Here is a 12856-nt window from a genome sequence, read left to right as displayed (position 1 = left end):
GCTCATGCGGCGCTCCGTTGCCGGCCGTGATCGGCAAGCGATGCCAGGACCATGATGTTTTCTTCGGTCATTTCCGCGCCGGTGACCTCGCCGGTGATGCGTCCCTCGCGTACGATCAGCACCCGGTCGCAGACACCGATCAGTTCCGGCAGTTCCGACGAGATGACCACGATGCCGACGCCGTCGCGCGCCAGCTTGCGCAGGATCCGGTGGATTTCGGCCTTGGCGCCGACATCGACGCCGCGCGTCGGCTCGTCGAGGAAGATCACTTTCGGGTCGACCGACAGCATCTTTGCGATCGCCACCTTCTGCTGGTTGCCGCCAGACAGCGTCGAAACCGGCTGGCCGACATGGCCGCATTTCAGCGACAGCTGGCTGCCGATGGTCTCTGCCTGCTGCTTCTCGCGCCGATCGTTGATGAGGCCGAAGCGGGTCGAGATCCGGTCCACCGCCAGCGCCGAGATGTTGGCGGCGATCGACATGTCGAGGAACAAGCCGTCGCCCTTGCGGTCCTCGGAGAGGTAGACGATGCCGGCCGCGATGCTGTCGCCATAATGGGCCAGCGACAGCGGCTTGCCATGCAGGCTGACATTGCCGGTCACCTGACCCTCCAGCCGGCAGATACCCCGAACGATCTCGCTGCGACCGGCGCCGATCAGGCCGCCAATGCCGAGGATTTCGCCCTTGCGCAACTGGAAGCTGATGTCGCGGAAGGTGGTTGCTTCGCAGAGGTTGCTGACCTCAAGCAGGATCTCCTCAGCCCGCTCGTCGCCGCGCAGCTTCTCGGGATAGAGGCTGTCGATGACGCGGCCGACCATGGACGCCACCACCTGTTCTGGCGTCGTCGCCGATATGTCGAGCGTGGTGATGTACCGGCCGTCGCGCAGCACCGTGACGCGGTCGCAGTTTTCGAAGATTTCGGCCATGCGGTGCGAGATGTAGATGATGCCGATGCCTTCGCCGGCAAGCTGGTGGATGATCTCAAACAGTTTCTTGGCCTCGCGCTCGGTCAGCGCTGCCGTCGGCTCATCGAAGATGAGGATGCGGCAATCGAGCGTCAGCGCCTTGGCGATCTCGACCAGCTGCTGCTGGGAGATCGACAGGCTGCGCACCATCGCGGTCGGATCGATCTTGCCAAGCCGCGCCAGGATCGCGGCAGCACGTTTCTCGAGGTCGCGATAATTCATCAGCAGCGCCTTGCTGGCGTTGGTGATCGACATGAAGATGTTTTCGGCCACCGAGACATCGGGGCAGAGCGCGATCTCCTGGTGCACGAAGCCGATGCCGAGCTTTTGCGCCACCAGCGGCGAGCGGATCGAAACGGAGCGGCCGTCGATCTGGATGTCGCCGCTGTCGGGCGGCAGTATGCCGTCGATAACCTTCATGAGCGTCGACTTGCCGGCGCCGTTCTCGCCGGCAATGGCGTGGATTTCGCCGGCGCGCAGCTCGAAACCAACATCGCGCAACGCACGGACAGGGCCGAACGATTTGCTGAGGCCGGATACTTTGAGGAGGGCCGGTTTTTCCACGGAGGTTCTCGACTGCACAGGAAGATGGAGGCAACCGCGCCAAGCGGCGCGGCTGCCCAATGGTCGGATCAGCTGGGATCGCGGCCCTGCATGTACTTGTTCAGGTCGAACGAGTCGGCATTCTCCTTGGTGATGACGGCAAAGCCGTTATCGGCGAAGGGGATGCTCATCGGGTTGTGGCCCGACGTCTTGTAGTCGTTGAACGGGTCGATCAGCTCCGGATGCGCCGCCATGAAGGTGGCGACGAAGCCGAGATAACCCTGCATGCCCTGGTTCGGGCTCAGCGCCATGTGGATGTTGCCGGCCTTGATCTGCTCCAGCGTCGCCGGGGTGATGTCGGCGTGCATGATCAGCACCTTGGCCTTGGCTTCGAGAACGGCCGCGACCGCGCCTTCGGCCGAACCGGCTTCCGGAATCCACAGCGCCTTGAGGTTCGGGTTGGCTTGCAGCATCGAGGCCACCGCCTTGTTGGCGACATTGGCGTCCTGATTGGAGGCCTGGCGTCCGACCAGCTTCATCTTCGGATAGTTCTTGGCGAGATAGTCGATGAAGGCGGTGACGCGCAGATCGTGGTTGCTCTGGCCGGGGTTCTCAAGCACGCCATATTCGGCGTCGTCGCCGACCTGCTTGACGATCTCCTCGGCGGCAAACTTGGCTTCCGCCAGATTGTCCGAGGTGATGTAGGAGACGCGCTTGGATTTTGGCGAGTCGGCGGCGAAGGTGACGACGGTGGTGCCGTTCTCGATGGCGCGGTTGATCGGCTCGATGAACGGATCGGCCTGCAGCACGCCGGCCGGCTTCTTGATCAGATCCTGTTCGAAGGAAGCGATCTGCTTGGCGATGTCATAGTCCGGCGTGCCCGAAAACACTGTCTTGCAGCCCATCGCCGCGGCCGCCTGCTTGAAGCCCTGATAGACCGGCACCCAATAGGGATGCGCGGAGACCATGACGTTCATCACGTAGGTCTCATCCGGCTTGCACTGAAACTTGCTCTCTGCCGACGCTGGCATCGCCAGGGTCAACGTCATCACAGCGGCGCTCAGCGCGCCCACCAGCCCAATCCTGTTCATTCTCTCCTCCGGGTTCCCCGACGATGAAAGCCTCGTCGCATCAGCTTTGCAAGAAATTTCATAAGATGAAATCTCTGGCGAGATTGAATACGGCGGGATTTATGGCATGTCAATGATGGCGAACGAAATATCAGTATGTGAAATATCTTGCAGGTGGGGTGGGGTGGATGCGAAGTCGGCGTTATCGCCAAGCGGTTGCATCATTATTGCCCGTGACGAGCGACCTGAACCCAGGACGTCCGATCTCGGCGTCTGGATGATCAGGGGGCCGCTCTGTTTCTCATCAGATACAATTCTTGCGTGTTGAAGCAACGCCGGAGTTCTCCTATCGTCGCCGCAATTTTCGGGGGAATTCGACATGCCTTTCCTGATTGCTATTCTCGGCGTGCTGGGAGCCGGGGCGTTCTGGTGGTATCGCATGAAGGCCATGAACGAAGCCGCGCGCGAGGTCGCCGACGTCGTCGGCCGCGTCCAGGGCAACATAAGGCGCAAGAAGCTGCGCAAGCAGGCGGCGCTGTCGCCGCTGACGGCGATCGACGATCCTGTGGTGGCGGCGGCAACGCTGATCACCGCACTGGCAGCGGAGCACGGCCCGATCCTGCCGAAGCGCGAAACGGTCATCCGCGAGGTGATCTCGCAGATTGCGGACAACCAGAAGAAGACCGATGAAGCCGTCGTCTACGCCAAATGGGCCGCGGCGCAGATCGACGACACGACGATCGTCATCGACAAGCTGGCGCCCTTCCTGCGCGAGCGCCTCGATCCCCACGAGCGCGAAGATCTGCTGCAGATGCTGGATCGTGTTGCCAAGAGCGGCGAGCATAGTTTCAAGGTCGCCGACCAACGCATGCTGCGACTGCGGCAGAAGCTGGGGTTTGAGGTCAACTGACCTCGGTCAACATTGATCTTGAACGGAAGGCGGTCGTCCCCACATCAATGGGACGGTACCCCCAAACCGTCAAGGCACAGATGGAAGCAATTGCGTACGTGGCTGCGGAATTGGCCGATCTGATCGGCATGCTGTTTGGTGACAGATTGCGCAAATCCCGCGCCGGCAGGCTGGTGGTCGGCACGCTGGTCGCCATTGTGGTCTTCTACTACCTTGTCTGGCTGCTAAATCGCCTCACCCTTGAGCAGCCGTGGTGTGCCGTTGGACAACCCCGACGCCTGGCGGATGAAGAACTCCTTCAGCCTGGGCATCCGTTCGACAAGGCCGAGGCCTATGTCGCGGAGCTGGCGCAGCGGGCCGATGTCGTTGGAAAACAGCCGGTTCAGCACATCTGTGGTGACGCCCATCTGCACCGTGTCGAAGCGGCGCCATTGCTGGTAGCGCTCGAGCACGTCGAGCGCGCCGATATCCTGTCCCAAGCGATCGGCCTCGACCACCACTTCAGCAAGGGCCGCCACATCCTTGAAGCCGAGATTGAGGCCCTGGCCGGCGATCGGGTGGATGCCGTGCGCGGCGTCGCCGGCAAGCGCGATGCGCGGGGCGACAAAGGCGCGCGCGATGGTCAGGCCGAGCGGCCAGGCGCGCGGCTTGTCGGTGACGCGGATTTCGCCGAGCTTCAGGCCGAAGCGCAATTCAAGCTCCTGCTCGAAGACGAGGTCGTCGCCCGAGACCAGCTTTTCGGCATCCTCGGAACGTTCGACCCAGACCAGCGACGAACGGTTGGTGCCGTCCTCGGTCGGCTTGAGCGGCAGCGTTGCAAACGGGCCGGCCGGCAGAAAATGCTCTTCGGCGCGGCCATTGTGCGGGCGCTCATGCGCCACCGTGCAGACGATGCCGGACTGGCCATATTCCCATTTCACCGTCTTGATGCCGGCCATGTCGCGCAATTTGGAATTGACGCCGTCGGCGGCGACCAGCAGCCGCGCCTCAATCGCCGCGCCGTCGGCCAGATGCACGGTGATGCCGGCGCCATTGCCGTCGAACGATGCGACCGCGACACCTTCGATGATGTCGATGCCGAGCTTTTGCGCGCGGCGGCGCAAGGCGCTGTTCAGGTCCTTGTTGGCGACCATGTGGGCGAACGGTTCGCCCGGCGCGACCTCGCCATCGAAGGTGAGAAACACCGGACGCACCGGATCGGCGGTGCGCGAATCGGTGACGATCATCTCGGTGATCGCCTGCGATTGCCCGACGATTTCCTGCCAGACGCCGAGCTGGTCGAGCATGCGGCAGGCGGCGGCGGCGATCGCCGAGGCGCGGCGGTCCTTCTGCCAGACGCCGGCGGGGGCAGCATCAACGACCGCCACGGCGAGGCCCGGCCGCGCCTGTTTCAGCGACACGGCGGCGGCGAGGCCGACATAGCCGGCGCCAGCGACCAGCACGTCGAGCGGGGTTTTTGCGTCCGGGTTGCGGTTCGCCATGTCAATTCCTTTCGAAGTCTCGACCATCCCCGCCCACTGGGGCATTCCGGCCTTGACTGCCCGCCATTCCTGTCGGAAACCGCCATAGCATCTTACGGCGAGGTCACGAAGCATGACGGCGGCCATGGACGAGCTTCTCAGCATTCTCGACCTCGAGCAGCTGGAACACAATCTGTACCGTGGTCGCAGCCCCAAGCTCGACTGGCAGCGCGTTTTCGGCGGCCAGACCATCGCCCAGGCGCTGGTCGCCGCGCAGCGCACCGTCGAGCCCGAGCGCCACGTGCATTCGCTGCACGGCTATTTCATGCGGCCCGGCGACACCAAGGTGCCGATCGTCTACGAGGTCGACCGCATCCGCGATGGCGGCTCCTTCGCCACGCGGCGCGTGGTGGCGATCCAGCACGGCCAGGCGATCTTTTCGCTGGAAGCCTCGTTCCAGCAGGACGAGGTTGGCCTTGAGCATCAGCTGCCGATGCCGCGCGACGTGCCGCCGCCCGACAGCCTGTTGTCGCAGCGCGAATTGCTGGGCAAGTTCGGCGAGGCGGTGCCGGACGGCATCAAGCGCTACTGGGAGCGTGACCGGCCGATCGAGATGAAGCCGGTGATGCTGAAGCATTACACCAGCCGCGAAAAGCTGGAGCCGCAGCAGAACATCTGGATCCGCACCACCGGCCCGGTGCCGGCCGACCGCGGCATCCAGGCGGCGGTGCTTGCCTACCTCTCCGACATGACGCTGCTCGACACCTCGACCTTTGCGCACGGCCGCGCCATTTTCGACCGCGACATCCAGGCGGCGAGCCTCGACCATGCGATGTGGTTCCATCGCAGCCATCCGCTCGATGACTGGATCCTGTACACGCAGGACAGCCCGTCGACGCAGGGGTCGCGCGGCTTCACCCGCGGCTCGCTGTTTGCCCGCGACGGCACGCTGATCGCCTCGGTTGCCCAGGAAGGCTTGATCCGGCTGAAGCGGCCGCCTGCCGAATAGGCATTTTCGAAAAATTGCCTACTTTTTAATCAGTGACTGTCCGTTGACAGTGCCCATCGTGCCGCCGCGACTCGAGCGATCCGTTTATTTACAATGAGTTAACACCCTGCTTCGGCAACTGGCACGGAGCTTGAATCCTGTTGGGCACTCTCCGGGCTTTTTGGGATCGGTGAAGGTGTGCAAACGCGGGGGACCGCAACAGCAAAGGGTGAAACCTTATGAAAATCGTGATGGCAATCATCAAGCCGTTCAAGCTCGACGAGGTGCGCGAAGCACTCACCGCCGTCGGCATCCAGGGCCTGACCGTCACCGAAGTCAAAGGCTACGGGCGTCAGAAGGGACACACGGAAATCTATCGCGGGGCGGAATACGCGGTCAGTTTCCTGCCGAAAATCAAGATCGAAGTCGCGGTTAGCACAGATCTGGTCGACAAGGCCGTCGAAGCCATCACGGCGGCGGCCAAGACCGGCCAGATCGGCGACGGCAAGATCTTCGTCTTCGGCATCGATCAGGCGGTGCGCATCCGTACCGGCGAAACAGACACCGACGCACTTTGAGCGGCGAACACGTATTCCAATGGAGAGTTCAATGAATATACCTTCCACCTTGAAGTCAGTGGCGCGCTCCGCGCTGCTGGGCTCCTTAGCGCTCGGAGCATTGGGCACGGTTGCTGCCTTCGCGCAGGAGGCGGCTCCCGCCGTCGCGGCGGCAGCGCCAGCAGCGCCGGCTTTTACCGTCGACAAGGGCGACACCACGTGGATGATGATTTCCACCGTGCTGGTGCTGTTGATGACCATTCCCGGCCTTGCGCTTTTCTACGGCGGCCTGGTTCGTACCAAGAACATGCTGTCGGTGCTGATGCAGGTCTTCACCATCACCAGCGTGGTCATGATCATCTGGGTCTTCTACGGCTACAGCCTCGCCTTCACCCCGGGCAACGCCTTCGTCGGCGGCCTTTCGAAGATGTTTCTCTCCGGCGTCAACGTATCGACGCTTTCGGAAACCTTCAGCAAGGGCGTCGCCATTCCTGAACTGGTGTTCGTCGTCTTCCAGATGACCTTCGCCTGCATCACGCCCGCCCTGATCGTCGGCGCATTCGCCGAACGCGTCAAATTCTCCGCCTTGATCCTTTTCGTTATCCTGTGGGTGACGTGCATCTACTTCCCGATCGCGCACATGGTCTGGTTCTGGGGCGGCCCGAGCGCCTATGCCGACCCGTCCGGCCTGATCTTCAGCTTCGGCGCCATCGACTTCGCCGGCGGCACGGTCGTTCACATCAATGCGGGCATTGCCGGCCTCGTCGGCGCGCTGATGATCGGCAAGCGCATCGGCTACAAGAAGGACATCATGGCGCCGCACTCGATGACGCTGACCATGGTCGGCGCTTCATTGCTGTGGGTCGGCTGGTTCGGCTTCAACGCCGGTTCGAACCTCGAAGCGAACGCCTATGCGGTGCTGGCGATGATCAACACCTTCGTCGCCACGGCGGCGGCGGCAGTGGCCTGGATCGTGCTTGAATCGCTGCTGCGCGGCAAAGCCTCCATGCTCGGCGCTGTTTCGGGCGCGGTCACCGGCCTCGTCGCGATTACGCCGGCTGCAGGTTTTGCCGGCCCGATGGGCGCTATCGTGCTTGGCATTGTCGCCACCTTCGTCTGCTACTTCTTCGTCTCGGTGGTGAAGAACACGTTCGACTATGATGACAGCCTCGATGTCTTCGGCGTCCACTGCGTCGGTGGCATCATCGGTGCGCTAGGCACTGGCATTCTGGTCAATCCCGCCCTCGGCGGCGCCGGCATCGTCGACTATTCGACGGCCGACTTCGCCGCCGGCTATGCCGGCACGGCCACGCAGCTCCTGGCGCAGGGCAAAGGCGTCCTGGTAACCCTGCTGTGGTCGGGCATCGGCAGCGCAATCCTCTACAAGGTCGTCGACTTGATCATCGGTCTGCGTCCGACAGCCGACGCCGAGCGCGAAGGCCTCGACCTGACTTCGCATGGCGAAGCGGCCTACCACTCGTAAGCCTTGCGGGGCGGCCTCGGCCGCCCCGCATTCTCCCATCCCGTCGTGACGCTCCCGAAAGGAGTTCACGCTTTGAGGCCCGGGTCATTCCGGGCCTCTCTTTTTGGCAACCGTGCTGGCAGGCCTCGGTCCCTGCGCAATCACGTTCTAGTGATGGCCGCCGGCGGGGAGACGTCGACCGGATTGGTTCCGAACTGTTGAGACTGCCTACAGTGGAGTGAGCAAGATCGTGGCTCTGGGTGCGTATAGTTAATGCGGCCTTAACCTTCCCCCCGATAGTCTGACATCCGAATCTGCCGGAGTGCGTCATGCGCCCGGCCAGTCCATGACAGACGGGGAACGAAGCATGCGTTCAGGGGCTTCAGCACCGCTCGCGCTGACCGATACGGGGCACGGCATCCAGGCATTCGCGCGGCGCCAGGTCGGGCGGCTGGTCGGCGCCGGCCTGTTTGCGCTGGTCGCCTTTGGCGTCGCGGCGCTGGCGACCTGGAACGTCGCCGATCCCAGCTTCTCGCACGCCACCGACAACATCGTCACCAACGCCATGGGCTATGCGGGCGCGGTATTCTCCGACCTCGCCATGCAGTTCTTCGGCCTTGCCGCGGTCGCCGCCCTGGTGCCGGCGGTGATCTGGGGCTTTCTCCTGTTTTCGGCGCGCGGCGTCGACAGGCTGCCGAAGCGCGGCCTTGCCTGGTTCGGCTTCGCGCTGCTCGCGGCGGCGATGGCCGGCTGCGTGGTGCCGCCCAAGACCTGGCCGTTGCCGACCGGCCTCGGCGGCGTGTTCGGCGACATGGTGCTCAATATTCCGGGCCTGGTCATTGGCGGCTACCCGACCGGCATCGTTGCCAGCGTCATTGCCATGGTGCTCATTGCGCCGGCGCTGTGGCTGTTTGCCTATGGCTCGGCGCTGATTGCGCGCAAGAACGGCTTTGCCGTCATGGAGCGCACCGCGGAGCCCGATCCCCGAGAGGACGACCTGCTCTTCGACGAAGACGACGACGAGGGCGACGAAGGAATACTGGCGCTCGGCGCCATTACCCACTGGTGGCTGTCTTTCCGCGCCTGGATGCATCGCCGGGCTGTGCGCCGCCAGCAGGAGCGCGACGAGTTCGAGCCGGAGATAGAGCAGCGCTCCACCGCATGGCGCCGCGCCGCCGAACGGGTCGAATCAGCGGAATTCGCCGAAGCGCGGATGAGCCCGGATGGCCGCGCCCGCGTCGAGCCGGAATTCTTCGCCGCCATGGTCAATGACCGCAGCGTTTCCGTCGATCCGGACGATGACGACGTCCTCGATGCCGGTTTCGACAATGGCGACGAGGAGGTCGAACTCGACGACGAGCCGGTCCCGCGCCGTGCCGCGCCGAACGCCAAGGTGCAAAACTTCCGGTCAGATGCGGCGACCCGCGTCGCCGCACCTGCGCCGCGTCCCGCTCCCGGCGCGCGCGTCCAGCGCGAGGCGCAGACCTCGCTGATCGGCTCGGAAACATTCGAAATGCCGTCGCTGCATTTCCTGTCGGAGCCGAAGAACGTGGTGCGCGACGCCAGCCTGTCCAAGGACGCGCTGGAGCAGAATGCGCGCCTGCTCGAAGGCGTTCTGGAGGATTTCGGCGTCAAGGGCGAGATTATCGCGGTACGGCCCGGCCCGGTGGTCACGCTCTATGAGTTGGAGCCGGCGCCCGGCATCAAATCGTCGCGCGTCATCGGCCTGTCCGACGACATCGCCCGCTCGATGAGCGCCATTGCCTGCCGCGTCGCCGTGGTGCCCGGCCGCAACGCCATCGGCATCGAATTGCCGAATGCCAAGCGCGAGACCGTCTATCTCCGGGAGATCCTGGCCAGCCGCGATTTCGAGACGACCAAGTCCAAGCTGGCGCTGGCGCTGGGCAAGACCATCAATGGCGAGGCGGTGATCGTCGACATCGCCAAGATGCCGCATGTGCTGGTCGCCGGCACCACCGGCTCCGGCAAGTCCGTCGCCATCAACACCATGATCCTGTCGCTGCTCTACAAGCTGACGCCGCAGGACTGCCGGCTGATCATGATCGACCCGAAGATGCTGGAACTTTCGGTCTATGACGGCATCCCGCACCTTCTGACGCCGGTGGTCACCGACCCGAAGAAGGCGGTGGTGGCGTTGAAATGGACCGTGCGCGAGATGGAGGACCGCTACCGCAAGATGTCCAAGGTCGGCGTGCGCAACATCGACGGCTTCAACGCGCGCGTGCAGTTGGCTGAAAAGAAGGGCGAAAAAATCTCGCGCACCGTGCAGACCGGCTTCGACCGCCAGACCGGCGAGGCGATCTACGAGACCGAGAACCTCGATCTCGAGCCAATGCCCTACATAGTGGTCATCATCGACGAGATGGCCGATTTGATGATGGTCGCCGGCAAGGACATCGAAGGCGCGGTGCAGCGCCTGGCACAAATGGCGCGCGCGGCCGGCATCCATGTCATCATGGCGACGCAGCGTCCGTCGGTCGACGTCATCACCGGCACCATCAAGGCCAATTTCCCGACCCGTATCTCCTTCCAGGTGACGTCGAAGATCGACAGCCGCACCATTCTGGGCGAGCAGGGCGCCGAGCAGCTGCTCGGCATGGGCGACATGCTGTACATGGCCGGCGGCGGCCGCATCCAGCGCGTGCACGGCCCGTTCGTCGCCGACGACGAGGTCGAGAAGATCGTCGCCCATCTGAAGCTGCAGGGCGTGCCCGAATATCTCGACGCCATCACCGAGGATGACGGCGAGGACGATGACGAGCCGTCGGGCAAGGGCGGCGCTGGCGGTGGCGGCAACAGCAATTTCGAGGATTCCGACGATCCCTACGACCAGGCGGTCTCGGTCGTGCTGCGCGACGGCAAGGCGTCGACCAGCTATATCCAGCGCCGGCTCGGCATCGGCTACAACCGCGCCGCCTCGATCATCGAGAAGATGGAGAAGGAAGGCATTGTCGGCCCGGCCAACCATGCCGGCAAACGCGAAATCCTGGTGCCGACCGAGGACGACAAGTTCTGATCAGCCGATACGGCCCGGCGGCAACCTTGAACCTTTTGGCGCGTTACAGCGACTGAGCGCTGTCCGGCCCGCCAAACTTAAGTCTAACTGGGGGTCCACGGACTGCAACGAGACACACACCACACGAGAGTGACCGGCATGAAAAACGATCTTTCCGCGATCAGCGATTTCGCTCCAAACCGTCGCCGGTTGCTCGGCCTTGGCCTGATGCTTGCCGGCGCCGCGGCCATCAACGTCGTGCCGGGGTTCCAGCTCTTGGCCTCGGCGCAGGCGGCGGTGCCGCCGACGGCGCAAAAGATCGCCGACCATTTCTCCTCGGTCAAATCGATGAGCGGCGAGTTCGTCCAGTTCGGCCCCAACAACCAGCAGACCGGCGGCAAGTTCTTCCTTGAGCGGCCAGGCAAGATTCGCTTCAATTATGACGGCAAGTCGAATTTCCGGGTGATTTCCGACGGCAAGTCGGTGGTCATCCTCAACAAGCGGCTGAAAACGTCCGATCTCTATCCGTTGTCGAAGACACCGCTGAAGCTGTTGCTCGACACCAAGATCGACCTCTCGGGCGGCCGCGTCAAATCGATCAAGGAAGAGAGCGACCTCACCACCATCCAGCTTGCCGACAAGTCGGTGTTCGGCAATTCGAAGATCACCATGATGTTCGATCCGAAATCCTATGATCTGCGCCAGTGGACCATCACCGACGCGCAGGGCAAGGACACCACGGTGATGATCTACAACACCAAGGAAGGCGTCAGCTTCCCTGCGGACACCTTCGCCATCGACTATACGGCGAACCGCGAGCTGAACACCAACCACCGCTAGATCCGGTCAGGCCGGCCTGCAAATGGCGATCTCCTGCGCTTCCGGCGCTCACGTGGTTTAAGTACGCTCCGCTCCGGTTCTCGGAGACCACCATTTTCGACTCGGCCTGACCTGAATCAGGGCCGCCGCCCGCAAAGGCTGGCTTGTGTTTGTGGCGCTCGGCTGGCAGTAGATCGGCGACCTTGTTCGGACCGCCGCATGCCCTTCTCCATCGCCACCTGGAACATCAACTCCGTGCGCCTGCGCATGCCGATCGTCGAGCGGCTGCTGACGGAGCAGGCGCCCGATGTGCTTTGCCTGCAGGAGACGAAGGTTCCCGACGAGCTGTTTCCGGAAAAGGCGTTCCGCAAGGCCGGCTACGAGCACATCGCATTCCATGGCCAGAAGGGCTATCACGGCGTTGCGACGGTGGCGCGGCGGCCGATCGAGATTGTCGAGAAACGGCGCTTCTGCGAGATCGATGACAGCCGGCATCTGTCGGTCAAGGTGCAGGCCGGCGGCAAGGCAATCCTGGTCCACAATTTCTACGTGCCGGCCGGCGGCGACGAGCCCGATCCGGAGATCAACCGCAAGTTCCGCCACAAGCTCGATTTCGTTGCCGAGATGAACGCCATCCGCGCCGCGCATGACCAGGTGTCGGCTTCGATCCTGGTCGGCGACCTCAACATCGCGCCGCAGGAGCACGATGTCTGGTCGCACAAGCAATTGCTCAACGTCGTCAGCCACACGCCGGTCGAGACGCAAAATTTCGACGCGATGCGGATCGCCGGCGACTGGGTCGACCTGATGCGGCTCGACGTGCCGCCAGACCAGAAGCTCTACACCTGGTGGAGCTATCGCGCGCGGGACTGGGAAGCCTCGAACCGCGGCCGCCGGCTCGACCATGTCTGGTCGTCACCGAACCTGGTGCCGAGCTTTGCCGGCTATGAGATCCTGCGAGAGGCGCGTGGCTGGGAGCGGCCCTCGGACCATGTGCCGGTGATTGCGCGGTTCGACCTGGATTAGGCGTGCCGATATTCAGGTGAGGCCGGCCTGCAATGGCCGA

10 protein-coding genes are annotated in these 12856 nt (G+C 63.4%); 7 read left to right on the top strand and 3 right to left on the bottom strand.

Going from position 1 to position 12856, the window contains the following annotated elements:
• Window positions 1-2 precede the first annotated feature (2 nt).
• A complete protein-coding gene (locus AC3EML_RS02970) occupies window positions 3-1529 on the bottom strand; it encodes a sugar ABC transporter ATP-binding protein (protein WP_352520775.1) in 1527 nt (508 codons plus the stop codon).
• 68 nt (window positions 1530-1597) lie between these two features.
• Window positions 1598-2557, bottom strand: a complete 960-nt coding sequence (locus tag AC3EML_RS02965) for a substrate-binding domain-containing protein (protein ID WP_352520876.1) — start codon at window positions 2555-2557, stop codon at window positions 1598-1600.
• Between the two features lie 400 nt (window positions 2558-2957).
• Between AC3EML_RS02965 and AC3EML_RS02960 the strand changes: the two genes are divergently transcribed.
• Window positions 2958-3488 (top strand): hypothetical protein, encoded by a 531-nt coding sequence (locus AC3EML_RS02960; protein ID WP_352520776.1) that lies wholly within the window; start codon window positions 2958-2960, stop codon window positions 3486-3488.
• 224 nt (window positions 3489-3712) lie between these two features.
• Here AC3EML_RS02960 and AC3EML_RS02955 read toward each other — a convergent pair whose 3' ends face one another.
• Window positions 3713-4969, bottom strand: a complete 1257-nt coding sequence (locus AC3EML_RS02955) for a ubiquinone biosynthesis hydroxylase (RefSeq protein WP_023726060.1) — start codon at window positions 4967-4969, stop codon at window positions 3713-3715.
• A 112-nt stretch (window positions 4970-5081) separates the two neighbouring features.
• Between AC3EML_RS02955 and tesB the strand changes: the two genes are divergently transcribed.
• The 6 genes from tesB to xth all read left to right on the top strand — a co-directional run bounded on the left by tesB (window position 5082) and on the right by xth (window position 12816).
• Window positions 5082-5957 (top strand): acyl-CoA thioesterase II, encoded by an 876-nt coding sequence (gene tesB / locus AC3EML_RS02950; RefSeq protein ID WP_023683895.1) that lies wholly within the window; start codon window positions 5082-5084, stop codon window positions 5955-5957.
• A gap of 218 nt (window positions 5958-6175) precedes the next feature.
• Window positions 6176-6514: a P-II family nitrogen regulator gene (locus tag AC3EML_RS02945; protein ID WP_023670499.1), complete on the top strand. Its 339-nt coding sequence runs from the start codon at window positions 6176-6178 to the stop codon at window positions 6512-6514.
• 31 nt (window positions 6515-6545) lie between these two features.
• A complete protein-coding gene (locus AC3EML_RS02940; RefSeq protein ID WP_352445001.1) occupies window positions 6546-7976 on the top strand; it encodes an ammonium transporter in 1431 nt (476 codons plus the stop codon).
• A gap of 346 nt (window positions 7977-8322) precedes the next feature.
• Entirely contained in the window at window positions 8323-10992 is a 2670-nt protein-coding gene (locus tag AC3EML_RS02935) for a DNA translocase FtsK (RefSeq protein WP_352512776.1), read from the top strand.
• Between the two features lie 138 nt (window positions 10993-11130).
• On the top strand, window positions 11131-11811 hold the full coding sequence (locus AC3EML_RS02930) for an outer-membrane lipoprotein carrier protein LolA (RefSeq protein WP_023834675.1): 681 nt from the start codon (window positions 11131-11133) through the stop codon (window positions 11809-11811).
• A gap of 198 nt (window positions 11812-12009) precedes the next feature.
• Window positions 12010-12816 (top strand): exodeoxyribonuclease III, encoded by an 807-nt coding sequence (gene xth / locus AC3EML_RS02925; RefSeq protein WP_352520777.1) that lies wholly within the window; start codon window positions 12010-12012, stop codon window positions 12814-12816.
• Window positions 12817-12856: the final 40 nt, after the last annotated feature.

The organism is Mesorhizobium sp. P170090 (assembly GCF_057786115.1).
Note: the sequence above shows the minus strand (reverse complement) of the source record. Positions and strands in the feature narration are given on the sequence as shown.

Coding starts and splice junctions, on each gene's coding strand:
- AC3EML_RS02965 (WP_352520876.1), bottom strand. CDS start 2,557: ATGACGTTGACCCTGGCGATGCCAGCGTCGGCAGAGAGCAAGTTTCAG.
- AC3EML_RS02960 (WP_352520776.1), top strand. CDS start 2,958: ATGCCTTTCCTGATTGCTATTCTCGGCGTGCTGGGAGCCGGGGCGTTC.
- AC3EML_RS02955 (WP_023726060.1), bottom strand. CDS start 4,969: ATGGCGAACCGCAACCCGGACGCAAAAACCCCGCTCGACGTGCTGGTC.
- tesB (WP_023683895.1), top strand. CDS start 5,082: ATGACGGCGGCCATGGACGAGCTTCTCAGCATTCTCGACCTCGAGCAG.
- AC3EML_RS02945 (WP_023670499.1), top strand. CDS start 6,176: ATGAAAATCGTGATGGCAATCATCAAGCCGTTCAAGCTCGACGAGGTG.
- AC3EML_RS02940 (WP_352445001.1), top strand. CDS start 6,546: ATGAATATACCTTCCACCTTGAAGTCAGTGGCGCGCTCCGCGCTGCTG.
- AC3EML_RS02935 (WP_352512776.1), top strand. CDS start 8,323: ATGCGTTCAGGGGCTTCAGCACCGCTCGCGCTGACCGATACGGGGCAC.
- AC3EML_RS02930 (WP_023834675.1), top strand. CDS start 11,131: ATGAAAAACGATCTTTCCGCGATCAGCGATTTCGCTCCAAACCGTCGC.
- xth (WP_352520777.1), top strand. CDS start 12,010: ATGCCCTTCTCCATCGCCACCTGGAACATCAACTCCGTGCGCCTGCGC.